This window comes from Paenibacillus oceani (assembly GCF_014705615.1).
Classification (GTDB): domain Bacteria; phylum Bacillota; class Bacilli; order Paenibacillales; family NBRC-103111; genus Paenibacillus_AB; species Paenibacillus_AB oceani.
Genome location: NZ_JACXJA010000044.1, coordinates 14738 through 40035, shown reverse-complemented (window position 1 = coordinate 40035; position 25298 = coordinate 14738). Strand labels below are relative to the sequence as shown.

Here is a 25298-nt window from a genome sequence, read left to right as displayed (position 1 = left end):
GATCCCAGCCTATTTCTTCAGTATTGTAGTTACATCGACGGTTTCCAGAGGTTTGTTGCGAATAGCTTGGTGCAACCGGCGAATCATCGCCTCGATCTGTTCGTTGGAATGAGTATTCATATAGGCCTCGATTTTTTGGAGTGATTCACTCATAGTTTTGTGAACCCTATCCCCGGTTTCGGCTAGACGGAAAGGAGGCGAGTCCTTGTGTGTTAAATAATCTTTAAGCAAATAAGACCATAAATTTTGATTGTCTCCGGATACCGGGCTATTGGCCGATGTTTGCTCGCTTATGTTCATGCTAAGCAAGTTGATAAATATATATTTTGCGACAGGTGATGCTTCATCAAATGACGCTTCCGCTATTGCAGTTTTGCTTACCTTGACGATTGAATCTGTTTGCCGTACAAAGTCGCTGGTGGTTGCGTTGTCTATGATGACGAGAGTAATTTCTTTATCCGGTATCGGATGTTGCATTATACGCGACAGTTCCATTGCCAACTGGTGATAACTCTTAGCGAATTGTTCCATATGACTAGTGGAGATTAAGCTGTTTGCAATCGCCTTTACTTTTAGATCAGGCGTCTCATACACGATCGTTTTCAGGCTGCCGCCCAGCAAGGAAACTCCATATACGGCCGATCCTTCAAATTGGACCGATTGAGTCCCGTTGAGCACCTCTCGGCTAATTTTCCGTAAATTGCTTTCCATTTGGAGAGTTTCCGGATAATGGACCGTTACTAGAAATTGAGCCGGGTAGATAAACGAGTATATTGTTTCAAAATCGTCGTTCGTAATTACCTCGCTTCGGATAAAGTCGTGCTGTTGGAACGATTGATGTGCCACCACTTTGCCGGGAAGCGGATACCAAGCGATGTGACTCGGCAGTAAAAGTTTGTTCCTGTTTGCCGTATAAAGAGGCGCCAACACTTCATACGTTTGGCGATACGGCCGCATCGGCCGCCACTCGTCTATTTTTCCACGATAGGTCATAACGATGTCCGCTTTGACGTTTGGACTTAGCGGCGATGCAAGAGGAATGGCGATAAAATTACGCTCACGATCATAATCGACTGCTAGCCCGTTCACTTGGACCGATGCAAGGTCGAGCTGGTCCCATAGAGTGAATTCCAATTGTGTGACAGGCTGCTGCCCCTTTGGTGCTACGATCATTTTGACCTGAAAATCCATCTCGTCATCCCGATAACTTGCATCGATGTCATAACGGTTCACCCGGTAAGCGGGCAGAGGTGTTATTTTTCCATCCATCGGCTGGTTGGGTAAAAGGAGCTCATCGGCTTTAATCCGCTCCGCTTCAAGAACAGAAGCTAACATCCTTGATTGTTGAAATCGGAAGAAGGCAGCTCCCGTTCCGAAGGTAAGGGAGAGAGCAAGTACTAGAGAGGTGACGGGGATCCAAAACCTGTCGACCTCTTTGCGTTTTCGTCGTACTAGCACAATGGTCAAAAGGACGAAGGAGGCTGCCAAAGCGAAATAAAAGACGCGATACAGCCAGAAGGTGACGTCTTTGATAAACCCGGCGAAGTACTCCATGTAATAGCCGAACGGAACAAATACGTTCAGAAAATCCCGGACTGCAACCGGGATCGCCGGGTAATAAACCATCAGCCCGATCGGGCTGAACGCACACCAGATCAGAAGTGCAGCTACGTAAGCGACCCGGCCTTTAGTCGCGTAACCGGTTACAAAACCGGCGCAAACGATAAAGCCTAAAGGGATAGCTGCCGAAGCAAGCAGACCCGCTATGTACAGACGTTCGGCCGGCGATATGTCCACTCGGGCAGTCAGCCAAATGACAACGGGAATTGCCGATACAAGTAAGAAGGGCAGCAGGATGGCAGTCAGTTTGGCACTAATCCGTTTCGAGCTGGAATAAGGAAGGCTAAGCAGCAGTTGGGCGACTCCTGTTGTTTGGTCCTCTCTCGCTTTATAAACGCTCGATACGAGTGCAATCATCGTTATGGGGAACAAAAACCAGTATTGGAACTGTCTTATAAAGTATCCCCAATGGACGATTTTCGCCAAATCTTCCACCGTTACATAGATCAAAATACCGTAACCGATCGCTAAAGCTATTGCAATTTGAAATGTAATTCCGCGCAGAAGGAGGCGAAGCTCGATTCGAAGCATGTAGAGCCATTCACTCAATAGAATGACCTCCTATGAGAGCCATGTAAGCGTCTTCTAGATTTGGCGATGCCAAAACCGCTTGCCCGATTGGAGTTTCGTCGGATAAAACCCGGAGTTCATAACCGTTCTGAACGGTACGCTGGGATAGAAAGTTTTTCTTCGAACGAATTTCGGCCGATTCTTGTTTGTTTACGATAGTCGTCCATACTTTGCCCTCCATCCGGTCGAGAAGAGTCTCTGGCTGTCCCTGGAACAAGACGTTTCCCGCGTGCATAATCGCCAGCTCTGTGCAGCTGGTTTCGATATCGCCGACTATATGAGTGGACAAAAGTACGATCCGGTCGACGCTTAGCTCGCCGAGCATGTTTCGAAACCGGATTCGCTCCTCTGGATCGAGTCCGACCGTAGGCTCGTCCGTAATAATAATTTGTGGATTTCCTAGCAGTGCCTGAGCGATGCCGACTCGTTGACGCATTCCTCCGGAATACGTCCTGATCTTGAATTTCCGCTTATCGGCTAAATTTACTTCCTCCAGCACGGCGTCGATTTGTTTTTTTCTGTGAACAGGATGTCTGATTCCTTTCAGAATGGCGATATAATCGAGAAACTCCTCCCCGGTTAATCGTTCATAAAGTCCGAAATGCTGTGGCAAATATCCGACTACTTTGCGAATTTCATGATCGTCTTTGCCGAGAAGCAGCTCTCCGAATCGGACTTCGCCACTTGAAGGCGCTTGTAAAGTCGCGAGTATTTTCATCAGAGTCGTCTTCCCGGTGCCGTTAGGTCCCAGCAATCCGAACATGCCGGAGCCGATTGACAGGTTAAGTTGCGATAGCGCATGGTGATTGCCGTATTTCTTGCTCAAGTTTTTGATTTGGATGTTCATAGGGTCAACCGCCTTTATTAAATAGAACTCATGAGTATATTTATAACCTAAATAATACCATTATTAGTTTGTTTATGGAACATGAGTTACGTTGAAATATAGATTCTCGCTTATGCAAAATAGCAGCAATCAATAAGTGTCTAGGCTCAAATAAACATAAAGACTGGGAAATAGATATTAAAAAAAGAAGCTCCCTCCACAAAATGGGAAGGAAGCTTCTTATAAAAGTGTCTTCAATAGCGATAATTACCGGCCCAAATTCAAAGTCTTGCCCGTCTCCGCCAACGTTTTAATATTGCTCAGCACAATCGGCCACGATTCCGGCGTTTTGGCTTGAGACGGGTGGTTGGCCGTCCATTGATCGTTGACGAGCACCAGTTTGGTGCAGTCGCCGACCGTTTCGAGCGTCATTGTAATTCTCGATTCCAGCTCGGCGTGATTGGCGTAGTAGGACGGTCCCGGATGCTCCAGAAAACTCATCAGCCGGTAAGGCTCGAATACGAGCACGGTGCCGTATACGTGAACCGTTTCTTCGCCGTCGCTTCCCGGACCGACGTATTGGAAGGAGCTTCCCGGCTCGAACGTGGATTGGAGGATGCTGCCAAAAAAGATTTGCTTCACATACTCCGGCTTCGTAAGAATGTCCCAAATGTGTTCGGGTATCGCTCCTATATACGTGATAAATGTTTGTTCCATTGGCGATTCGGCCTCCTTATACGGATTCGAAGGGCAGATCCGTTGCACGATCCGCTATCCGTTTGATAATGTACATCATAGAGCAGCCCCATACAGGCTGTATTGTAAAAACGCGACAGCGCTCCTCATCACCGGATGAGGACGGAAGAGCGGGGAGGAGCAGGTATGCAGTCGAACGTGGACCATTCCGGCAAGGGCATTTTGAATCAGGAAGCGGGCAAGCATAAATTTCTTATCACCCGCCATGCTCCCTCGCCGGAGCTTGCGCCGTTTATTCTGCGGTATTGGGTGGCGCGATGGGATTTGCGAGGAGAACCGCCTTACCGGCAAGTCGTCTTATCGCATCCGAATGTCAATCTTGTATTTGAGAAAGAAAACACGCGGATTTACGGCATTCCTTTACAAACATCTTCCCAACTGCTGTACGACCAGGGAATGGTGCTGGGGGTCATGTTTAAGCCCGGCGGCTTTTATCCGTTCTGGCGATCCCCCGTATCCGGGCTGACCGGCCGTTCCGTCCGTTTCGGGGAAGTGTTCGGCTGCGACGCCCGGCCCGTCGAGGAAAACGTCTTGTCGGCGGCTGATGACGCCGGGGTTGTGGAGGCGGCGGAACGGTTTTTTCGTGAAAGGCTGCCGCAGGCGGATGACAGTCTCGATCTGGCATGCCGGATCGTCGAGACGATTGAGCGGGAACGGGCGATTACGAAGGTGGACGATGTCGTGTCGCGCTTCGGGTGCAACAAACGTACGATTCAGCGGCTGTTCGATAAGTACGTGGGGTTACCCCGAAATGGGTCATTCAGCGGTATCGGCTGCACGAAGCGGCGATGCAGATGGAGAAGGGGCTGATTCCGGATTGGGCCAAGCTGTCGGTGGATCTGGGTTATTACGACCAAGCTCATTTCATCAAAGATTTCAAAGCGGTGCTCGGACGGTCGCCGGAAGAGTATATTCGCGCTATGGGGGCGGGTGGCGCCAGCCATCACGAGTAACGAGCTTGGATAGAGATAGGACCAGGAAAGGAGATTAGGATGGATATTCGAATGTTGGGGGAAGGCGAACAACCGCCTATGGAGCTGCTGTTGAATGCAGACCCTTCCAAACAGCTGGTTGAACGTTATTTGCAGAGAGGAACAAGTTATGTCGCGGTCGATTCCGGCGAAATCGTCGGCGTGTACGTGCTGCTGCCTACGAGGCCGGCGACGGTGGAACTGGTCAACGTATCCGTCCGCGAAGAGCATCAGGGGAAAGGGATCGGCAAGCAGCTTGTCCGGCATGCGGTTTGGCAGGCAAGAGAAGAAGGGTATCAGACGATTGAAGTCGGCACCGGCAATTCCAGCGTCGATCAGTTGGCGTTGTACCAGAAGTGCGGATTCCGTATGGTCGGGATCGACCGCGACTTTTTCCTGCGGCATTATGAGGAACCTTTATTCGAGAACGGCATCCAGGTGACGGATATGGTGCGATTGTCGCAGGATTTGTAGGGCGGATTGTGAGTTGTACAGGGCCGGACGTAGCAGGGAGCTGTGCATGAAGGAGCGTCGGGGAATGATTTCTCCGGCGTTTGTTTAAATTTTCCAGAAAGTTTAAGTTCTTTACCGTACTAAAGTGAAGGAAAGGGTTTCCTTACTTGGCGTTAGTGAACATATACTCAGGTTCGATGACTAACGAATCGGATCGTGCTTATCGCTGAAAAACGACGTCAATCCAGACTTAACGAATCCAGGGATCGTTATCGGACCGAAAGTGGAAAAAAACGATCCGATTTGCGGGAATAATCATACAAGAGTTCGTTACAAATTCAAACGCCCGCATTCGGCTCTGATAACGAATGGTGGGTTCGTTAGCCATCATAACACAGTTATGAAGACAGCACTACCTGAGGGCGAGCGGCTGGAGCGAAGAACCCATTCCCTTCCACGCGCATACGTTTGGGTTTGCACGTCAAAGGACCGTCCGGACGTTCCCCTGACGGTTCTTCTTTTCTAGTCGGAACGTGTCGCAGGAACATTCATCGTGGTATCTGGGCCTTGTGACCCTTGCTCATGGGAAGGAGGTAGACGAATAAGGGGGGTGTCCGGGCCTCCCGCCAGTTGCAAAATGCAAGAAGTCCGTAGCCGGAGTCAATCGGTTCCGTGGTATCATCAGGCTGCGGTTATGCATACCGCGCGAATCGTTCGAGAGAACGGCGTATTATTGCGTGAGCGAAAAGCCGATTGCCGGCAAGGGGGACCGAAACGATGCCGTATGAAGCTTTCAAACCGGATGTAATGAGAGCGATGCTGAATAAAATCGACAAGCACATTTACGTACCGCTGGCCGAATTAAGCGTAACTGCCTGGGTGACGAAGGAACCGGTCGTTTATGCGGAGCGGACGTCCGGAACAAGGATCGAGCTGATCACCGGAGAGCGGTGGGGTGAATTGTGGGATTGCGCCTGGTTTTATTTTGCCGGCAAAGTGCCGGAGGAAGGGCGGGGCCGCAATGTTGTATTGTTGATCGATGTGAACGGGGAGCTTGGTCTGGTAGACGAGGAAGGCTCTCCCGTGCAAGGACTGACGAATGTCAGTTCCTCGTTCGACTTGTCGCTGGGACGGCCGGGCAAACGGGTAGTTCCGGTCAGCGCCTCGTCAACGGGGAGTGAAACGATCGGACTGTGGGGCGACGCCGGGTGCAACGACTTGTTCGGCCATTACCGCAGCGGAACGCTGAAGGAAGCGGTGATCGCCTTATGCAGAGAAGACGTAAGACAGCTGTACTATGACGCGGAAGTACTGCTTGAAACCGCGGAGAACCTGCCGGAAACGAGCGCCCGGAGGGAACAAATCTGGAATGCGCTTTACGAGGTTTCGCTGTTTTTGACGGATCTGTCCGGGGATCAGGTTGCGGAGGCGCGGCGGGTGCTGGACGAACAGCTGAGCAAGCGCGGGGGAGACCCGGTGCTGACCGTCAGCGCGATCGGTCATGCCCATATCGACCTTGCCTGGCTGTGGCCGCTGCGGGAGACGGTTCGCAAAGGGGCGCGTACGTTCGCCACCGCTCTGCGGATGATGGAGCAGTACCCGGATTATGTGTTCGGAGCCAGCCAGCCGCAGCTGTACGATTGGATCAAGAAGTCTTATCCCGGGTTGTACGAGCAGGTCAAAGAGCGGGTGCGCGAAGGGCGCTGGGAGCCGCAAGGGGCGATGTGGGTCGAGTCGGATACAAACGTGCCCGGAGGCGAATCGCTGGTCAGGCAGATTTTGTACGGCAAACGGTTTTTCCGCCAGGAATTCGGCATCGAGGTGAAGTCGCTGTGGATGCCGGACGTTTTTGGCTATACGGCCAGTTTGCCGCAGCTGCTGAAGTTGTCCGGCGTAAGTTATATGATGACACAGAAGCTGTCGTGGAGCGTATACAACAAACATCCGCATCACACGTTTCGATGGGAGGGCCTCGACGGTTCGGCTGTGCTAACGCATATGCCGCCCGAAGATACGTACAACAGTCCGGCCGCTCCCCGGTCCGTCACCAAAGCGGAAAACGCTTATTTGGACAAGCGCGTATCCGCAAATTGTCTGATGCTGTTCGGCATCGGCGACGGCGGCGGCGGTCCGGGAGAGGAGCATTTGGAGCGTCTGGCCCGCGAGCAAAATTTGCTGGGCTTGTGTCCGGTCGTACAGGAGCCTTCCTGGGTTTTCTTCGAGAAGCTGAACCAAGGCGCATCCCACTACGCAACTTGGCGGGGAGAGCTGTATTTGGAAAAGCATCAGGGGACGTTGACCAGCCAGGGGAGAAACAAATGGTACAACCGCAAACTGGAAAAAGCGCTCCGCGAGCTGGAATTTGCCTCGGTATTGGCCGAAAGGCCCGGTATGAGCCCAAGCGGCGCTGCCTTTCCCTACCCTTCGGAACGGCTGGAGAGCATCTGGAAAGAAGTGCTGTTATACCAGTTCCACGATATATTGCCGGGCTCGTCGATCAAGCGGGTGTACGATGAGTCGCTGGAGCGTTATGCGGTGATGCTCGCGGAAGTGGAGCATCTTATTGCCGAGCGGTATGAGGCGATTGCGCAATCGGTATCTGCGCAGGGTGAGTCCTTGACGGTTTTTAACTCCTTGCCGTGGGAACGCGAGGAGTGGCTGAAAGCGGACGGACGGTGGGTGTACGCCTGTGTGCCGCCGATGGGGTATGCCGTCGTTTCGGCATCGGCGCTGCAGACCGCGGATTTTTCACCGCTTCGGGCATCGGCTTCGCTCGGGTGCCTCGAAAACGATTTGTTGAAGCTTTCGTTTAACCCGGACGGCACGATCGCTTCGATCTACGACAAGGAGCATGCGCGCGAGCTCGTTCAATCCGGGGCATGCGCCAACGATCTGAGCATATACGACGACAAGGGCAATGCGTGGGACTTCCCGCACGATTACCGGCAGCTTCAAAACGACAAGCCGGCGCTAGTGGAAACGAAGGAAATTTCGGACGGACCCGCGGCAGGACTGCTGCACCGTTATCGCTATGGCCGGTCGGAGTGGACCCAGAAGGTGTTGGTTACGCTGGGAAGCCGCAGAATCGATTTTGTGACCCGGGTAAACTGGCGGGAGTCGGAGAAAATGCTGCGGACCTCGTTCCCGGTCGATATTCGGTCAGAGACGGCAAGCTGCGAGATTCAATTCGGCTTCATCCGCAGACCGACGCACCGCAACACGATGTGGGACTATGCGAAGGATGAAATATGCGCCCACCATTGGATCGACCTGTCCGAGCCGGATTACGGCGTCGCTTTGCTGAACGACTGCAAGTACGGCCACCGGGCGGAAGGCGGCACGCTCGATCTGAACTTGCTGCGTTCCTCCGGCCATCCGGACCCGGAAGCGGACCGTGCGGAGCATGAGTTTACGTATTCGCTGTATCCGCATCGGGGCGATCATATCCAGGCGAAGACATACAAGCGCGGCTATGAGCTGAATGTGCCGCTGCGCACGGCGGCTGGCGCGGGGGCAGCCCCTGTAGTCCATAAGCGGGAATCGTCAGGATCGTTTCTGGAGCTTGATCATCCGCTCGTCATGGTGGAAGCGGTGAAACGTTCCGAAGACGATGACGGCATCATTGTCCGCCTGTATGAAACGTCGGGAACGCAGGCGACGCTCAACCTCGCCGCGGGTTGGCCCGTTGCGCAAGCTTGGGCGGCCGATCTGCTGGAGAATCCGCTTGAGCCGATTCCATGCCGCCCGGACGGCAAGCTGATCTTGCGTTTTCGCCCATTCGAAATCCGTACCATCAAGCTTGCGTTCCTGGCCGAAGCGGGTGCCGATTAAGGGGAGGATCGGCGTCCCGCTTCGTCTTCATCCGAGAACCGGTATTGGCGCTGCTTCTCCAGACGGTACTGCTGAGGGGTGAGCCGGAACATTTTTTTGAAGACGCGGCAGAAATGCGCCGCATTCGGAATGCCCGACTCTTTACCGATCCGCTCGATGGACAGCGACGTAGTTTCCAGCAACAGGCAGGCCCGCTCCAGTCTTTTTCGGGAAACGTAATCCCGAAGCGTACTCCCGGTGTATTGCCTGAACATGTTAGACACGTAATTGGGAGACAAGTGAAGCTCGGAAGCGAGCCGCGACAACGAAAAATCTTCGGTGTAGTGATGGTCGACCCATTTGATCATATGCTCCGCATAATGACCGGGAATCCCGGTCTTTTCCCGTTGCCCGGTCATTGTAGAAGGGAAGACGTGCAGCTTCAGATAAGAAATCAACTGCAGGACGAACAGCATGGCGGTTTCCTGCTGCTCCTCAGCGGTACAAAGTTCGAGCGATTCGCTGGCCTGCCCGATCGCCTGCTCCAGGTAGTCCTCCTGCCGGTCGGTCAACTGGAACACCGGGCAATCGGGCGGCTGCTTCTCCAGATTCGATAAAAATTCGTACAATAACGGAAACAATAACGAGCACGGCTCGGTCCACGGCAGCCTGATTTTCAGGCAAGTGCGGACATAGGGAGGGTATACCCGCAGAGCGTGCACCTGATACGGCGGAAACAATAACAGCGACCTGGGGCCGAACTCGTATCGCCGGCCATTCACGACCGTTTCCCCGGAGCCCTCGTGCACGAATAGAAACTCGAAGCCTTCATGAGCGTGAAAACACTCCATCGTCCCGCTCTGGACTTCACCTCTGTACAAGTAGTAATGCCGATTCCATTTGATTTGGCTGAGTCGCTGCATGACGGTGTCCCTCCCCGAAAATACGATGACATCGTTTTTCTCCACTCCATTATAAGTGAAGCTCCGGACAAAAGTAAGCGTTTACGAGGTTTAGTGGTGCAAAGTGCAAGAAGAGTGTAGCCGGAATCAATCGGCCGCGTGCTATAGTACAACTGCAAACCAAAATCGACATCAAAAGGGGGGACGTCCGGAAACATGTCGCTTATTCGTGTAGGAGTAGTGGGAGTTGGCATCAGGGGCAGACATGCGCTGGAGATTCCGTTGTCCGGAATGGACGGAGTCCGGCTAAAGGCTGTCAGCTTTTATCCGGAATCGGAGCCGGTATTATGGGAAGGAGGCGGCGAAGCATCGGCAATAGATTACGCCAAGCGATATGGAGCGGAGTACGTGGAAGACTGGAGGATGCTCGTTCGCCGGGATGACATCGATTTGATCAGCGTGATGGTGGAGCCCGCGAAGACGGCCGAGGTCGTACGGGAAGCGGCGGCTGCGGGCAAGGCGATGGTCTGCGACAAGCCGATTGCCGTTCATGTCCGCGATGCGGAGTCGATCTGCAGGGCGGTTGCGGCTGCCGGCGTTCCAATGCTCGTTTTTTTCTGGCTGAGGCACACGGCATCGTTCAGGCATATTTCCAACAGGCTTACTGCGGGGGAAATCGGCAAACCGCTCGCCGCTTCGGTCGAGTTATGGATGGACGGCGGGCCGCTTCCAGGCTTCCGGGCCACTAAAGCGTATGTGGACAGTTACGGCGGGGGAGAGGTGACGAATTTCGGCTGTTATGCGATCGACTATTTGTGCCGGCTGCTGGGCGAGCCGGTCGCCGTACAGGCGATGCTGAGCGATGCTTTTTACGACGATTACGCGCAAGTCGGGATGGAGTCGCTCGGGACCGTACTGATTAAGTTTGCCAGCGGCGCCGTCGGCCATCTTGTGACCGGCCGCATTCCGGGCAAAGCGGGGTGCCCGATCATCCGCGCTTCGGTTACCGGAGAGAAAGGGACGTTGTATGCGGACGGCGCACAGCTGTCGGCAAACGTTTACGGTGAGCAGGACGCCAGGCTGGAAATGGCTCCGAAGGCGCAGGAGGAACTGCTGGCCGATTTCGTACGGGAACTGAGAACAGGAAGCTGGAGCGGCAACTTGCCCGGCGCCGAGGATGCGCTTGCCGTCACGAAGGTGCTGCGAGCGGTGTATCGCTCCGCGCAAATCCAGGAACAGGTGCTGTTGTGACGAAGGAGCAGACGAACATGAACCGATTGGGATATGCTTTGATAGGCGCGGGAAAACCGAACATAGCGACAAGCTGTCACTTGCCGGCAGCGATGCAAATTCCGCAATGGGACGTAGTGCTTCTGATGGACGTCGATTTGGGCGTCCGAACGTATGCCGAGCGCTGCAAGGTCGAATGGACGAACGATTTCCAGGAGGTGCTGCGGCGGGACGATGTCCACGTCGTCGATATTTGCAGTCCGGACTGGCTCCATGCCGAGCAGGTGATGATGGCCCTTGAAGCCGGAAAGCATGTCATCTGCGAAAAGCCGCTTGCGTTAAGCGTAGCTTCCGCACGAATGTTGGCGGACACGGCCGCGCGGCTGGACCGGAAGCTGCAGATCGTTACCAATTACAGATACCAGTATAAGTGGCAGCAAATCAAAGAGACGATTCGAACCGGCAAAATCGGCACCCCGAAAATGCTTCGGTACAGCTTGCAGGGACGCTTTTTCCCTTACGATGCCGGCAGCTTTTACCGCAAAGCCGAAAGCGGGGGGCAATTTATTCATAATGGCGTACATTACATGGATCTGATCGGCTGGCTGCTCGACTCGGAGCCCGAGACGGTGTCGGGCCGCACGCTCGCTCATTATCCGGGTGAAGACCGCATGGAGACAGACAACTACATGATCAGTCAGATCCGGATGAGAAATGGCAGCCTGGCCGTATGCGAGCTGAATATGACGATGATGGAGCCGGAAGGATTTCCGACCCGCGAGCGATTGTCAATCGTTGGCGATAAAGGCGTCATCGACTTCGATAACGCAAAGAGTAGTCTGGTTTCGTTTACGGGACACGGACTGCGGATGCAGGCGCTGACGCATGACGATTCGGTTGCGGCCTACACCTCGCTGTTCCGCGAGTATGCGGAGAGCATCGTCGGCGCTTCCCCGCAAGCCGTTTCCGCCGATTTTTCCTTGCGCATATTCGAAGCGTGTGTAGGGACGATCCTGTCGGCCAAAACGGGGAAAACCATACGCCTGCCGATCGGCGGGCCGGATGACAAGGTATGGAAAGCTTGATCGATACGTATTCGAGGAGGGGTTCCTATGAAAAAAACAGTTGTAACGTTTACCGTTCTGACCATGCTGACCGCTTTGTTCGCGGGTTGTAGTTCAAAGAAGGAAACCGGAGAGGCTCCCGGCGATCATGTGAAGCCCGAGGAGGCAAAGCCGGTAGAGCTTTCCGTGTACCGCTTCCGGACGAACCTGACCGACGACGAGTTCAAACGGTATTTTATCGAGCCGGTTCGCAGCAAATATCCGCACATTACGCTAAAGATGATCGTCGAGGATAAAGGAACGACCCCGGAAGAGCTGCTTGCATCCGGCAACTTCCCCGACATCGTCTTTACCAGCACGAGCGACCTGCAGCGGCTGAAAGATTACAAGGTGCTTCAGCCGTTGGACGAGTATGTCAAGAAAACGAATGCGGACCTGGGCAAAGTAAATCCGACGATCATCGAGACGCTCAGACAATTCGGGGATCGCGGGGAACTACCGGCGCTGCCGTTCTCCGTCGGCGTCGGGGTTATGCTGTATAACAAGGACATCTTCGATAAATTCGGAGAGGAGTATCCGCGGGACGGCATGACGTGGGACGAAGTGATTCAGCTGTCCAAGCGGTTGTCCAGAGAGGATGGAGGCGTCCGGTATATCGGATTCGACCCGAGTGAGCCGGCTCTGATCGCTTCCCAGCTGTCGCTGTCGTTCGTCGACCTGGCGACCAGCAAGAGCGTAATCGACTCGGAGGAGTGGAAGCGAGTGTTTCAGATGGTACAGCAGTCGTATCAAGCTTCCGGAATCCTGGGCAATGAGGTGCCGATCGGCCGAGAAGTATTTATCAAAGACAAAACGCTTGCGATGTTTCCGCTGTGGGCCGACAATTTCGTCGGCAGATTCGAAGACGAGCTCAAAAAGGGCGGATTTAATCTGAACTGGGATATGGTCGCCTTGCCCAACTTCCCTGAAGCGGTCGGCACAGGCCGCGAAGCAACCACGCATTCGATGGTGCTCTCCAATTTGAGCAAGCATAAGGACGAGGCGTTCCAGGTAATGGCGCACATGCTGTCCGACCAGGTGCAAAGCGAAATGACGAAAAACGGAAGAGTCACCCCGCTGGCCAGCGCCGACATCCAGAAGCTGTTCGGAGCCAACCTGCAGAACATGAAAGGCAAACATGTCGCCGCAATCTTCAACGCGACTCCGCGCAAGATGCACAAGCCGTCCCCGTACGATCAGACGATCGTCAGGCCAGAGGCGTGGAACGCCGCAGTCGCCATTCGGAAAGGCCAGGACTTGAACACGGTCATTCGGACAACGAAGGAGCTTGTAGATAAAAAGATCGAGGCCGAACTGAAGAAATAGAACACAGGGATCATCGAAATTCTAGTTTTGAGGAGGGCTGTTGATGCGTTGTCAAGATAGGGAATCCGTAAACCCGGTGGATCAGAACCGGCATAGGATGCAAGGAGAGGAGCAGGTTCAGGACGGTAAAAAGATAAGCCGCAGAGCGCTTATGGCGTCGCTTGGCATAGCCGGTGCAGCCGTCGCTTCCGGCGGGTTGGTTCAAACGATTCATGCTGCCGGGAATCCCCACGATAGTAGCGGCGAACTAACGGACCTGCAAACAAGGGCAAAGTCCAGTTTGGTAAGCGCAATCAATGAAAATGCCGCGCAGTTGGCGGATATAGCGCTAAATGTAAAGTCCTTCGGCGCGAAAGGTGACGGGGTGACGGATGACGGCACGGCGATTCAAGCCGCGATTGATGCTTGTACCGCAGCCGGAGGCGGCGTTGTATACGCACCGCCTGGAACGTACTTGATCGGCGGCGATCAATATATCAATGTTAAAGCAAACGTAATCTTACACGGCGCCGGTTCTGCGACAAAGTTCATATCAGGAACAGGAGGCAGACACGGGAATCATATATTGGTTTACCTCAAGGATAACGCAGCCATTGAAGATTGCCATCTATCCGGTTCGGATTACGTCAAACCGTCTGGTGGAGCGGACTACATCGGTTACAACAAAATAGGAGTTGGCACGCAAGGGGCGGCTGCAGGCAAAGGTTTCAGAGTGTCGCGTGTAGGCTTTGAAAAGTTTCTGAACAGTCATGTGTATGTGCATGACGGACATTCAAACGCATTAATTGAAGATTGCTACACGTTCGGTACACAAGTGGGCCACTATGCAGAAGCTGATGCGAATCATCTTGTTACCAACTGGAATGCAGCCAAAAATCCTGCGAAATTAGGTGCAGGTGCTCAGGTGTATAGCTTGACCAACTTTTATAATTCCGGAAGCGCAACTCCTTCCTTTGATGTCGTGATCAGAGGTGGAAGACACCTGAATATCAATGACGCTTTTGTTGGTATTAATGGAAACAGCAAACGTCATACCGTTACGGGCAACATTTCGGTCAAGAACGAAACAGGGTATTACGGCGGTTGGGGAATCGATATTAACACCGGGGATGAAGTTGTCGCAACGGGTAACTTCCTGGAAGGGTATACGGCGGGGTGCCGTCCATACGGTTCAGTCAACTGCAATATCTCAGGTAACACGTTCAAATCGGACATCGGTGTATGGCTGCAGGATGCCGCGTCTGTCAAAAATACAGTCACCGGGAATACGGTTATTTTGACAGGAAACAATCCATCCATAGCTTACAAAACAGGTGTGTTGGTTGAAGGCTCGCAAAACAATACGATCGGCGCAAATATGATAGACGGTAAAAGCATAGCTAATTCTCGCGGTATTTACTTCGAATCTTCCGCGATCGGGAACAACGCTTCTGCCAATACGATTGCAAATACGAACACAGGCATCGAATCCCAAAATGCCAGCAGCGATTCTAACTATGCCTATGCGAACGTGTTTCGGGCCGTTGCAACAAAGTTCCCGAGAGCCATTTTCTCAAACTTCTTTCAAGATGTGCGGGGCATTTCCGGTACGGCGTCCAACGCCAATAATCTCGGCGGCAGTGTAACGATTTTAGAGTCGGATACAAGTCAAACCGTGTCATTTGCCAACGTGGAGCCTGATGCAAACTTTCGTATTTTGTTAACTGTCCGCAGTGTGTCGGGATCGCCTGCAAGCGGAGCTTACATTCCACTGGCACCGAGCGGTAAGGCGGCAACCGGATTTACAGTTCATCTTCAAGCTGCCCCAGGTCCGAGAAGTTCGATTACGTACGAATGGTTTTTGTTTAGAGCATAGTGCACAATCTCCCTATGGCTAACGTCAACGAAGGAGGAAATCGAGATGGAGAACAGTTCAGCAAAAAACGACAACAGCTGTCAAGATGAATGCCGCGCTGATTCAAGGGAGTTTTCCCGCAGAAAGATGCTTGCCGCGATCGGAGGGGCCGGTGCGGCTGTGGTTTCGGGAGGATTGATGGCAGGGCTCTCCTCTCCGCTTGGCGGCGGTGGGGACGTTTATGCCGCCGTATACGGGAACGGCTCAAATAAGAAGAAATCGGTCAAAGCCGACGAAGTGGCCTACCGTTATTCGGACGGACTGCCGGAGCGGACCGTAGGGGATAAGCTTCGCGAGGCGATCGACGTTTCAGATTTCGGCGCGACCGGGGACGGGACGACCGACGATACCGCGGCCATTCAGCAAGCGATCGATACGGCTGCCGGAATCGGCGTAAGGGAAATCCGCTTCTCCCCCGGGACTTATCATACAGCCGGGGCGCTGACGAACACGTCCGCCGTGCTTTTCGTCGGGGATCGTGTACTCTTTACTTCTGGCTCGTATGCCGCAACCAGCTTGTCTGATCTGGAAGAGCGTCTGGAAGTCGTCGCGGGCTCGGCGGTTTATGTGGATTCGTTCCAGGCTCTCGAGTCGGAGAGCGACGACACGGGGCGGATCAAGCGCGCGATCGCAGCTCTCCCGGGACGCGCAGAGCTTGTGTTCGCGGGACGGGCGTATACGATCAGCGAGCCGCTCTTGATTGCAACCGGGGGGATACGGATACGCGGAGCAGGCAAAGGAAGAACGATTATTAAAACCACTTCTGTCAGTGATCACGTCTTTGAAACGAAGCCGGATATTACCCGGTTGTACAATGTTCATTTCGAAGGTATGCAAATTCAGATGCCCCACAACTCCACAGGGACTGCCCTTAAGGTTAGCAATCCAAATCATTTGAGCATAGTTGATGTCTGGATCACTTCGCCTTACGGAGAAAAATCTACGGGTACCGGTATCCACATCCATCGCAACCAATATGCCGCAGACGGGTATTTCGGTCAAATCGTCCGTTCCCGGATCGAGAAGCAAGGAACCGGCATCCGGATCGAGGGTGTCAATCCCGGAGCGGCCAATGTCCATTGGATCGAACGTTCGTCGATCGACAACAATTCCGTGTACGGCATTCATTGCAAAAATACGACTTCGGTCCGCATCCATCAGTGTCATGTCGAGATTAATACGATTGGCGTTTATTTGGAAAGCTCCAACGATACGCATGTGAGCAAAGGTTATTTCGAAAGGCAGGCCCAATATGACGTAGTGATTGCTTCCGGCAGCGGATGTCTGCTGGACGGCAACCGGTTCGCCGCTACCGCTCCTAACTTCCAGCCGGGATGCGCCGTACGAATCGATTCGGGCACCTTCAATCGGATCGTCGATAACTGGTTTGTGGAAGTGTTCCCATTTTACGATATGAAGATCGGCTCGGCGGCCGGAGGCACCTTCGTTGAGAACAACTTGGCCAAAAATGCCGATCAGCACGGGGGATGGGCCACATCCGGAGTCCAGACGGAGGATCAGGGCACGGGGACGGTTCAAGGTAATCTGCTGCTGACTGCCGGCGGCGCGTACAGGAAATATTATCAGGGAACTCACTTGTTCCGGAAACTGGTCGCGGAAGAGCCGATTTACCCGCAAAACAAAACGGCCGGTGACTATGCAGGCGCGGGTAATCCCGAGGGAGCCGTTACCGCGGACAGAGGCAGCATCTATCGTCGGACGGACGGAGGCCCGGGTTATTCGGTGTATGTGAAGGAATCCGGGGACGGAACGAATACAGGCTGGAGAAAGCTGGGGAGATTGGCCGCCCAGCCGGATTCCCAGGCTGCGGACATTAGTGCTTTGAGGGCCGATTTTAACGCCCTGCTTGCCAAGTTGCGCGCCGAAGGGTTGATGGCTTAAGCGCGCAACCGGCTCGCGTCCTCGATATAAGCCGGAGCAAACGAGCGGTTGACTTCCGTTAACCGCCTTCGTTTTCCCCGGCTTTGCAACTGCCGGCCGCGTCGAACAATTCCTCGCCGGCCCAGCCGTAGCAATAATACAGCAAATCGTCCGCGGCGCTGCGGCGGGCTTCCCCGATCGCTTGGGTAAGCTCCTCGGTGGACAGATTCCACATCTGGATGCCGCTGAAAATATAGGTGCCCGGCTGCGACTGGCGGCGGACCTTGTCATTTTCGACGCTGACGAATTCGATCGGGAAGCCTTGGCGGACAAACTGCTCGTATGTTATCGGATAGCTCATGCCGAACAGCCGTTGAAACGCGCGAAATGCGTGTTCCTGCTCCTCCGGGGTCGAGGCGAAATAGCGGATCAATCCCTGGACGTCTGCGCCTCCTCCCAATTTGTGATACGGGAAATGTTTGAGCGCCGGGGATACCCGGGTCAGCCTGGCATAGTCCTGGCCGAGCAGCCAGGCATAAGATGGCGGCCACAAATCGAGCCAGCAGACGATGGACGGATTGCGCTCCGCCAGAGAAGCGGTCAGCTTTTCGATAAACTCGGAAACGTTGTCCTGTTTAAACCGCACCCAGGCCTGCATGCTTTCGGATGTCGTCATCACATCAACTGCCTGATCGAACTGCTTGGCCGACAGCAGCGAAGCGATCAGCACCATATCCAGCTGCAGCAGATCGGTATTAATGCCTTGATCGTCCATTTTGGCGCGGCACCGGTCGCAGAAGCAACTGAAGATGCCGCTGGGGTTGACCGTTTTGCCGGCCCAATCGGGGTAACGAATCCGGTCAAGCAAAAACGTCGTGCAGCCGTATCGTTCACTCGTGGCCGCCAGCACCTCAGTCCACATGCCGACGACATCGGGACCGTTCGGGCACAGCCAATGGTCAACCGGACGTCCGCGGAAGTCGAAAACCCCGTTCGCTTCCACATCTCCTTTAAAATGACCGTTCAGCAAATTGACCCATGGCACGACCTCATACGAAGTTCCTTTAACCGCTTCCAGCAAAACCGCCAGCGAATCGGCTCCTTCCGAGAGCGTTGCATCTTCCTTCTGATACAGCCGCGGATGCAATTCGCGCGTACGCAGCGGGGTGTGGAACGTCCCTGTCCCCATCACGACCGGATGGACCGGATTATGCGGGAGCACGCCCGACGGATACGGATTGCGCTCGAATATGGTGTTCATCTCGGGCAGCAAATACCGGACCCCGTCCATCCGCCCAACCCGCTCCATAATCGCAGACGGGCCTTCGTCCAAAATATCGTGCGGATGAATATGAATTCCGCTCATCGTACAGCCTCCTTCGGTTCGTTGGAACATGTATTCCGCGCCGCCGCTCCGATTCCTGTCGCCCAAGCGGCCCTCCCGCCCAAGTAGTAATAAAAGTACCGGAAAAGGCAACCGTAGTACCGGAGGAATCGATGAAAGCCGGGAGTTCGGGCCGCATTTCGGCCACGTGCTGCCTTCACCCGATATGCCGACACAAGGGGACGGCCCGCATATATGCGCGCGCGAATTTAGATCCGCCTGCAGCCGCCGCCCCGATGTCAAACATCGGCTTCGATAGTATACTGGATGAGGACTCCCGGGAGCCGAGAACCCGCGCAGGAAAGCGTGTTCGGTCGGGAGCGCTTTAGTACGATCGGAAAGAGGAGCAGCGATGTCAGGCGCATTGAAAAAATGGCTCGTCATGAACATGATGAGCTATACGATTTTTGTGTATGTGGGGATATTCGTCAATTTGTTTATTTGGGAGAAGCACCGGCTTATTTTCGATGTGGCCTGGTTTAATCTGCTGATGTTTTTCACTTGGGCGTTCGCATTTGCCGCCGCGGCGCATTTGTTGTCCCGGTTCACGATCCGGGTGCTGCTGGGGATCTCGGCCGCCTCGGGCGGGACCGCTTTTGCGCTGCTTTCCTTTGTCGAGCTGGACAACCGGCTGGTTTGGATAGCGTGCATAGGCATACCTGTTGGTATTATGTATGGATTTTTCAGCGCGGCGCAAAACTTGAGCGTCTCGATGAGCGGCAGCAGCGCGGAGCTGGGTCACTATTTTACGGCGGCGGGAAGCATTCAGCAGGTTGTGACCTTGGCGGTTCCGCTGCTGTCGGCGATCGCGATTCATTATTTCGGATATTCCAGCACGTTTGTGTTGATGCTTGTATTTCTTGTGGTGATGCTGCTGTTCTCGTTTGCGATGCCGAAAATTTCGCTTCGAGCGGAAATCCGGGAGGTCAGACCGTCCGTGTTGGGCTGGTATCGCAGTGTCGTATCGGGCAATCCGAGCTTACGCTGGTTTTCCGCTTCGAATTTGGCGGCTGGCGTGTTTCTTCAATTCCAGCAGCTGTTTCTGCTGATCTTCACCTTCAGCGTGACGGAGAACAAGTTCTGGATCGCGGGGCTGAACGCCTTGTACACGCTCGCCACGCTGCTCGGACTGCTCGCTTACCGGAAGCTGCGCCTTCAGGACCATACGCTGCTGGGGGCCGGCTGTCTGCTGCTTGCGTGCGGCTTTCTGATCGTGCTCGTGCCGGTCAAGCCGGTGCTGATCGTTTCGAATCTGCTGACGGCGGTGGGCATGTTTTGCTTCGGGGCGGCGTGGAATACGATGCAGTTCAAGCTGATCAAGCCTTATTCCAAATCCGGTCAGGCGGGACTGCTGGTATGGAGAGAAACACTTATCTGCGTAACGCGGATCGCGACGCTGCTGATCGTGCTGTCGGTCGAAAGTCTTCGGGGGCCGATTTTCGTCGGCTTGATCGCGATCTCCTTATTGTGCTTGTGCGCGGTGCCTTACTTCGAATACCGGGCCAAAAAAGCAATGCCGGCCCCGGAGGAACAATCTGGCCAGTCTGCCGGAAATAGAGCAGGAAGAGAAGAGCCTGCTTCCTTATAACCCGTTTTCCCATGCCCTGAGAGCGAATGCCGGTCCCCGGATCGGCGCGCTTCGGGCTATTTGTATGTTGTTGGCCGCCGAACGCGGCGGGCCAGCGGTTTCGATCGAGCGGATCTGTTGATAGCAGGAAAGGTGGGGTATAATAATAGAACTTTTATAGAGGTTGTTCAAAAAGTCCACTTTTGATCACGAAGCCGATCAGGAAGCCTGCTCGACATCGAATATGGAATTCAGCCGGAACTTCCGGTGCTCACAAAAGCTTTCACTACGCTCCGCTCCTCATTTCCTAGCTTCATCCCATCTTCTCAGTGCTGAAAACCGGACTTTTTGAACTCGCACTTATAGACACGTCAACCTTATTATAGGGAAGGTGAGAAAGCATGATTAGCTTGCTCCCCCTGATGCTGGAGCGGGTAGGCATCTTGCTGATTGTGGCCATCCTGCTCTCGCGCCTGAAATCGTTCCGTAACATTGTCAACCACGAAGACGGCGTCACGGATAAAATCCGGCTTATTGTCATCTTCGGAGCTTTTGGCGTTATTAGCAATTATACCGGCGTGGAGATCCGGGGCGGTAGCCTGATTGCCTCGCAAGCCTGGCAGACGTGGATCGAAACGGATGGTGCGATCGCAAATACGCGCATAATGGGCGTTGTTATCGGCGGCCTGATCGGCGGTCCCGTCGTTGGAACGGGTGTCGGTCTTATTGCCGGTCTGCACCGGTTTACGCTCGGCGGGTTTACGGCAGTGGCGTGCGGCATGTCGAGCATACTCGCAGGGATCGCTACCGGGTATCTCGGCAAACGAATCCGCTTGCGGGAGTCCGGCGCGTTATGGCGTGCCGTCGTCATCGGGCTGCTGATGGAATGTACGCAGATGGCTACAATTCTGCTGGTGGCGCGGCCTTTCGAGGCGGCGGCAGCACTTGTGGAAGTCATCGCCGTCCCGATGATTTTCATTAACGGATTCGGCACGTTGCTGTTCATGCTGATCATTCAGTCGATCATCCGGGAAGAGACGAGAACCCGCGCGCACCAGACGCAGCTGGCGTTTACGATCGCGGACCAGACGCTTCCTTTTTTCCGTCAGGGACTTAATCCGCATTCATGCCGGGAGGCGGCCGAGATTATTAGGAAACAGACCCATGCCGATGCGATCTCGATCACGGACCGGCATCATGTATTGGCCCATATCGGGGCAGGGGCGGACCATCATGTGGCGCTGCAACCTATATCGACACAGCTGACGAGGCAAGTGCTGGAGGAGGGGAGCGCGGGCAAGGCCGTGACCCGCGAGCAGATTCAGTGCAGCAAGCCGGATTGCGTGCTGCAAGCCGCCATCGTCCTGCCGTTGAAAGTGCTCGAGCGGACCGTCGGCACACTGAAGCTGTATTACAAAAAGCCCAGCCGGCTCGATCAAGCCGAGGAGGAACTGGCCGAAGGGTTAAGCAGGCTGTTCTCCACGCAGCTCGAGCTGGCGGAGGCGGAGAGACAGCGCAGACTGCTCAAGGACGCCGAGATTAAAGCGCTTCAAGCCCAGGTTCATCCCCATTTTCTGTTTAATGCGTTCAATACGATATCCGCTCTGTGCCGGATGGACCCGGAGAAGGCGAGAACGCTGCTGCAGCAGCTCAGCGTATTTTTCCGCAGCAATCTGCAAGGGGCGCGCCAGACGGTCGTCCCGCTGTACAAAGAGCTGGAGCACGTAAGAGCGTACCTCAGTCTCGAACAAGCCCGGTTTCCGGATAAATATTCGATGCGCATGGAAATCGATCCGGCGCTCGAAGAGATCGGCATTCCGCCCTTTACGCTGCAGCCGCTGGTGGAAAATGCGCTGAAATACGCATTCCCGGCTCACGCCGAGCCGGGGAGGAGCCAGATCATGCTCCGCGCGTATCGCGAGCAGGACAAAATGGTGCTCGTCACCGAGGATAACGGGAGAGGCATTCCCGGCGAGCTGCTTGCGGCGCTGGGCAGCCGGACCGTCGAATCGCTGGAAGGGACCGGCACCGCTTTATATAATATCTGCAAACGGATCGATGAGTTATACGGGGCGGAAGGAGATTTTCGCATCGAGAGCAAGCCGGGAGCCGGCACGAAGGTAACGATCCGGTTGCCGATTCATCACTCGCACTGGGGGGAGACGCATGTTGAAAGCTTTGATCGTAGATGATGAACCGCTGGCGCGAGGCGAGCTGGCTTATTTGCTGCGGCGGACCGGATTGGTGGAAGTGGTAGGCGAAGCCGACCGGCTGGAACAAGCGATCGAACGGGTCCGGGAGCTGGAGCCGGACGTCGTCTTCCTTGATATTCAGCTCGAGGGAGAGAGCGGCCTGGACGTTGCGAAACGGCTGGTCGAAGGAACGGGCGGGCAGCGGCCCGAGATCGTATTCGCCACGGCGTATGACGAATATGCGCTGCAGGCGTTCGAGCTGGAGGCAAGCGATTATGTGCTGAAGCCTTTTGAGGAAAGCCGGATCGAGACGGCGGTGACCAAAATCGCCAGACGGCTGGAGCGCAAGGAGCACCAGCCGCCGGGTACCGCATCCGGTCCGTCCGGCAAGCCGCCGGGGCGGATCGAGCGTCTGCCGATCTCAGTCGACGACCGGATCATGCTGATCCCGATCGATAAAATTCTCTATATCTGCTTCGAGGATGGCAAGACAAGCATCGTGACCGAGGATCGCCAATACCGGGTGAACGACGCGCTGATCGCACTGGAGCGCAAGCTGCAGCATTCCAAGGTCGTCCGGGTGCACCGCGCGTATCTGGTCAATCTGGACAACGTCATCGAGATTCAGCCCTGGTTTAACTCGACCTGTACGCTGATTGTGCGCAACGGCAATTCGATTCCCGTCAGCCGGACGTTTATGAAAGAGATCAAGCAGCTTCTGAACTTTTGAATATTAGGCTCTCCACGTTAAATCGTGTTGCATCGAACGTACACTCTGAGCGATGTCGTTCAAATGCCGGATCATGCATTTCAACCAGTCATCTGTGCAACTCGCCTTCCCTCTCCTGCAACTTAACCTGAAAACGGCCATCGCGCGTTTTCAAGTTTTATAATCGGGTTACAAACGAGAGAAGGGGTGCAGCACGACAATGAATGCGATTACAATCGTCATTGGCTCGATCTGTATACTGATGATTGCGTACCGGTTGTATGGAACGTTTATGGCGGCCAAGGTGCTGAAGTTAAATGACGCCAATCAGACGCCGGCTCATGCGATGAACGACGGAAAAGATTATGTCCCTACGAACAAATGGGTGACGTTCGGTCACCATTTTGCCGCGATTGCCGCGGCGGGACCGCTCGTCGGCCCAATATTGGCGGCGCAGTTCGGCTACTTGCCGGGACTGCTCTGGCTGCTGATTGGAGCGGTGATCGGCGGCGCCGTCCACGATATGGTCGTCTTGTTTGCCTCGATGCGCAAGCAGGGCAAATCGCTTTCCGAAGTGGCCAAGGAAGAGCTCGGGCCGGTCGCCGGATTTTGCACCGGACTGGCGATGCTGTTCATCATCACGATTACGATGGCGGGATTGTCCATGGTCGTGCTGCACGCCTTGGAGAACAACCCGTGGGGCACGTTCGCGGTAGCGATTACGATTCCGATCGCGATGGGCGTCGGGCTGCTGTACAAAAAGACGGGCAACCTGAAGGTCGCTTCCACGCTCGGCTTCATCCTGCTTATGGTCGGCGTATTCGCAGGTCCGTCCATTCAAGGTACGGCTCTCGGAGATCTCTTGACGCTCGATTCGAAGACGCTTGGCTACATTTTGCCGATTTATGCGTTTTTTGCGGCGGCGCTTCCGGTCTGGCTGCTACTCGCACCGCGGGATTACTTGAGTAGCTTTATGAAGATCGGGGTATTCATCGCTCTGATTATCGGCGTATTCATTATTAACCCGTCCATCAACTTCCCGGCGTTCACGGAATTTGTTGGCGGCGGCGGTCCAATCCTCCCCGGTCCGGTCTGGCCGTTTATCTCGATCACGATCGCCTGCGGCGCGATATCCGGCTTCCATGCGTTCGTCGGCTCCGGTACGACGCCGAAGATGATCAACCGCTGGAGCGACATCAAGGTGGTCGGATTCGGCGCGATGCTGGTCGAATGTCTGGTCGGGATTATGGCGCTGATCGCGGCGACCGCTTTGCAGCCGGCCGACTACTTTGCGATCAACTCGACGCCTAAAGTATTCGCGACGCTTGGTATGGATGTCGTCCATCTGCCGGAGCTGGCTGAGAAAATCGGGCTGAACCTCGAAGGCCGGACGGGGGGAGCGGTTACCCTGGCGGTCGGCATGACGTACATTTTCACGAAAATCCCTTGGTTCAGCCATTTGTCATCGTATTTCTTCCAGTTCGTCATTATGTTCGAAGCGGTGTTCATCCTGACGGCGATCGATGCCGGAACCCGCGTGGCGCGTTACTTGATCCAGGACTTCTTCGGCGAAGTGTACAAGCCGCTGAAGCGCGTCGATTGGGTGCCTGGCGCGATATTCGCGAGCGCGCTTGCCTGCTTCATGTGGGGTTACCTGCTTACGTCGGGCGATATCGGTTCGGTATGGGCGCTGTTCGGCGTATCGAATCAGCTGATGGCCTCGATCGGACTGATCGTCGGGGCGACGGTCATTCTGAAAATCGCGGACAAACGCTGGTACATGCTGACCTGTCTCATCCCGCTTGCCTACTTGTTCGTTACAGTCAATTATGCCGGCTTCTGGATGGTTAAAAACGTCTATCTGAACAAAGCCGTCTCCGGTTATAGCATTCTGAACGCCTCACTGTCCGTCATCATGCTCGTGCTGGGCATCATCATTATGATCGCGGCGATCAAAAAGTGGATCGAGCTGTGGAACAATCCGCGGGCGAGGTTGCAAGCGAAAGCGGCATAAGAGGCGAAACCAAACGGAACCGGCTGCAACTGTCAACTAAAACATGAAAGGCTGTCTCTTGACGACAGGGTTTCGCCTCTGCCGTCCGAA

The 25298-nt window shown here is 54.5% G+C and carries 18 protein-coding genes; 13 read left to right on the top strand and 5 right to left on the bottom strand.

Features of this window, described 5'->3' with window-relative positions; all coding sequences use genetic code 11:
- Positions 1–9: 9 nt before the first annotated feature.
- The 3 genes from IDH45_RS26745 to IDH45_RS26735 all read right to left on the bottom strand — a co-directional run bounded on the left by IDH45_RS26745 (position 10) and on the right by IDH45_RS26735 (position 3733).
- On the bottom strand, positions 10–2169 hold the full coding sequence (locus tag IDH45_RS26745) for a hypothetical protein (protein ID WP_190931211.1): 2160 nt from the start codon (positions 2167–2169) through the stop codon (positions 10–12).
- Complete coding sequence (locus IDH45_RS26740) at positions 2162–3037, bottom strand: ABC transporter ATP-binding protein (protein ID WP_190931210.1); 876 nt, start codon at positions 3035–3037, stop codon at positions 2162–2164. The genes IDH45_RS26745 and IDH45_RS26740 overlap by 8 nt, the downstream gene beginning before the upstream one ends.
- 246 nt (positions 3038–3283) lie before the next feature.
- Positions 3284–3733, bottom strand: a complete 450-nt coding sequence (locus IDH45_RS26735) for an SRPBCC family protein (protein WP_190931209.1) — start codon at positions 3731–3733, stop codon at positions 3284–3286.
- Positions 3734–3898: 165 nt separating this feature from the next.
- Here IDH45_RS26735 and IDH45_RS26730 point away from each other — a divergent pair, with 165 nt between their 5' ends.
- From IDH45_RS26730 to IDH45_RS26720, 4 genes are all read left to right on the top strand, one after another.
- Positions 3899–4582 carry a DUF6597 domain-containing transcriptional factor gene (locus IDH45_RS26730; RefSeq protein ID WP_317891296.1) on the top strand — a complete coding sequence of 228 codons (684 nt, stop codon included), beginning with the start codon at positions 3899–3901 and terminating at the stop codon, positions 4580–4582.
- Positions 4567–4725 (top strand): AraC family transcriptional regulator, encoded by a 159-nt coding sequence (locus tag IDH45_RS35110; RefSeq protein WP_317891295.1) that lies wholly within the window; start codon positions 4567–4569, stop codon positions 4723–4725. The genes IDH45_RS26730 and IDH45_RS35110 overlap by 16 nt, the downstream gene beginning before the upstream one ends.
- A 39-nt stretch (positions 4726–4764) precedes the next feature.
- Positions 4765–5217, top strand: coding sequence for a GNAT family N-acetyltransferase (locus IDH45_RS26725; protein WP_190931208.1), 453 nt, complete (start codon positions 4765–4767; stop codon positions 5215–5217).
- A 756-nt stretch (positions 5218–5973) separates the two neighbouring features.
- The gene (locus IDH45_RS26720) at positions 5974–9027 is read left to right on the top strand and encodes an alpha-mannosidase (protein ID WP_190931207.1); all 3054 of its coding nucleotides are present in this window, start codon (positions 5974–5976) and stop codon (positions 9025–9027) included.
- Here the strand turns inward: IDH45_RS26720 and IDH45_RS26715 are convergent.
- Entirely contained in the window at positions 9024–9929 is a 906-nt protein-coding gene (locus tag IDH45_RS26715; protein ID WP_190931206.1) for an AraC family transcriptional regulator, read from the bottom strand. The two genes, IDH45_RS26720 and IDH45_RS26715, sit on opposite strands and share 4 nt — an antisense overlap.
- A 195-nt stretch (positions 9930–10124) precedes the next feature.
- Here IDH45_RS26715 and IDH45_RS26710 point away from each other — a divergent pair, with 195 nt between their 5' ends.
- From IDH45_RS26710 to IDH45_RS26690, 5 genes are read left to right on the top strand one after another with little or no spacing between them, the layout of a single operon-like run.
- A complete protein-coding gene (locus IDH45_RS26710) occupies positions 10125–11159 on the top strand; it encodes a Gfo/Idh/MocA family protein (RefSeq protein ID WP_190931205.1) in 1035 nt (344 codons plus the stop codon).
- Positions 11160–11176: 17 nt separating this feature from the next.
- Positions 11177–12223: a Gfo/Idh/MocA family protein gene (locus IDH45_RS26705; RefSeq protein WP_190931204.1), complete on the top strand. Its 1047-nt coding sequence runs from the start codon at positions 11177–11179 to the stop codon at positions 12221–12223.
- A 27-nt stretch (positions 12224–12250) separates the two neighbouring features.
- Positions 12251–13567: an ABC transporter substrate-binding protein gene (locus IDH45_RS26700; protein WP_190931203.1), complete on the top strand. Its 1317-nt coding sequence runs from the start codon at positions 12251–12253 to the stop codon at positions 13565–13567.
- Between the two features lie 43 nt (positions 13568–13610).
- Positions 13611–15422 carry a glycosyl hydrolase family 28-related protein gene (locus IDH45_RS26695; protein WP_190931202.1) on the top strand — a complete coding sequence of 604 codons (1812 nt, stop codon included), beginning with the start codon at positions 13611–13613 and terminating at the stop codon, positions 15420–15422.
- 45 nt (positions 15423–15467) lie between these two features.
- On the top strand, positions 15468–17363 hold the full coding sequence (locus IDH45_RS26690) for a glycosyl hydrolase family 28-related protein (protein ID WP_190931201.1): 1896 nt from the start codon (positions 15468–15470) through the stop codon (positions 17361–17363).
- 58 nt (positions 17364–17421) lie between these two features.
- Here the strand turns inward: IDH45_RS26690 and IDH45_RS26685 are convergent, their stop codons facing one another.
- Positions 17422–18708 carry a hypothetical protein gene (locus IDH45_RS26685; protein ID WP_190931200.1) on the bottom strand — a complete coding sequence of 429 codons (1287 nt, stop codon included), beginning with the start codon at positions 18706–18708 and terminating at the stop codon, positions 17422–17424.
- Positions 18709–19078: 370 nt separating this feature from the next.
- Between IDH45_RS26685 and IDH45_RS26680 the strand changes: the two genes are divergently transcribed.
- From IDH45_RS26680 to cstA, 4 genes are all read left to right on the top strand, one after another.
- Positions 19079–20314: an MFS transporter gene (locus tag IDH45_RS26680; protein ID WP_190931199.1), complete on the top strand. Its 1236-nt coding sequence runs from the start codon at positions 19079–19081 to the stop codon at positions 20312–20314.
- 380 nt (positions 20315–20694) lie between these two features.
- Positions 20695–22485, top strand: coding sequence for a sensor histidine kinase (locus tag IDH45_RS26675; protein ID WP_190931198.1), 1791 nt, complete (start codon positions 20695–20697; stop codon positions 22483–22485).
- Positions 22460–23215, top strand: a complete 756-nt coding sequence (locus IDH45_RS26670) for a LytR/AlgR family response regulator transcription factor (RefSeq protein WP_190931197.1) — start codon at positions 22460–22462, stop codon at positions 23213–23215. The genes IDH45_RS26675 and IDH45_RS26670 overlap by 26 nt, the downstream gene beginning before the upstream one ends.
- Before the next feature lie 199 nt (positions 23216–23414).
- Positions 23415–25208: a carbon starvation protein CstA gene (gene cstA / locus IDH45_RS26665; protein ID WP_190931196.1), complete on the top strand. Its 1794-nt coding sequence runs from the start codon at positions 23415–23417 to the stop codon at positions 25206–25208.
- The last annotated feature ends 90 nt before the right edge of the window (positions 25209–25298 follow it).

Coding starts and splice junctions, on each gene's coding strand:
- IDH45_RS26740 (WP_190931210.1), bottom strand. CDS start 3,037: ATGAACATCCAAATCAAAAACTTGAGCAAGAAATACGGCAATCACCAT.
- IDH45_RS26735 (WP_190931209.1), bottom strand. CDS start 3,733: ATGGAACAAACATTTATCACGTATATAGGAGCGATACCCGAACACATT.
- IDH45_RS26730 (WP_317891296.1), top strand. CDS start 3,899: ATGCAGTCGAACGTGGACCATTCCGGCAAGGGCATTTTGAATCAGGAA.
- IDH45_RS35110 (WP_317891295.1), top strand. CDS start 4,567: ATGGAGAAGGGGCTGATTCCGGATTGGGCCAAGCTGTCGGTGGATCTG.
- IDH45_RS26725 (WP_190931208.1), top strand. CDS start 4,765: ATGGATATTCGAATGTTGGGGGAAGGCGAACAACCGCCTATGGAGCTG.
- IDH45_RS26720 (WP_190931207.1), top strand. CDS start 5,974: ATGCCGTATGAAGCTTTCAAACCGGATGTAATGAGAGCGATGCTGAAT.
- IDH45_RS26715 (WP_190931206.1), bottom strand. CDS start 9,929: ATGCAGCGACTCAGCCAAATCAAATGGAATCGGCATTACTACTTGTAC.
- IDH45_RS26710 (WP_190931205.1), top strand. CDS start 10,125: ATGTCGCTTATTCGTGTAGGAGTAGTGGGAGTTGGCATCAGGGGCAGA.
- IDH45_RS26705 (WP_190931204.1), top strand. CDS start 11,177: ATGAACCGATTGGGATATGCTTTGATAGGCGCGGGAAAACCGAACATA.
- IDH45_RS26700 (WP_190931203.1), top strand. CDS start 12,251: ATGAAAAAAACAGTTGTAACGTTTACCGTTCTGACCATGCTGACCGCT.
- IDH45_RS26695 (WP_190931202.1), top strand. CDS start 13,611: ATGCGTTGTCAAGATAGGGAATCCGTAAACCCGGTGGATCAGAACCGG.
- IDH45_RS26690 (WP_190931201.1), top strand. CDS start 15,468: ATGGAGAACAGTTCAGCAAAAAACGACAACAGCTGTCAAGATGAATGC.
- IDH45_RS26685 (WP_190931200.1), bottom strand. CDS start 18,708: ATGAGCGGAATTCATATTCATCCGCACGATATTTTGGACGAAGGCCCG.
- IDH45_RS26680 (WP_190931199.1), top strand. CDS start 19,079: ATGTCAGGCGCATTGAAAAAATGGCTCGTCATGAACATGATGAGCTAT.
- IDH45_RS26675 (WP_190931198.1), top strand. CDS start 20,695: ATGATTAGCTTGCTCCCCCTGATGCTGGAGCGGGTAGGCATCTTGCTG.
- IDH45_RS26670 (WP_190931197.1), top strand. CDS start 22,460: ATGTTGAAAGCTTTGATCGTAGATGATGAACCGCTGGCGCGAGGCGAG.
- cstA (WP_190931196.1), top strand. CDS start 23,415: ATGAATGCGATTACAATCGTCATTGGCTCGATCTGTATACTGATGATT.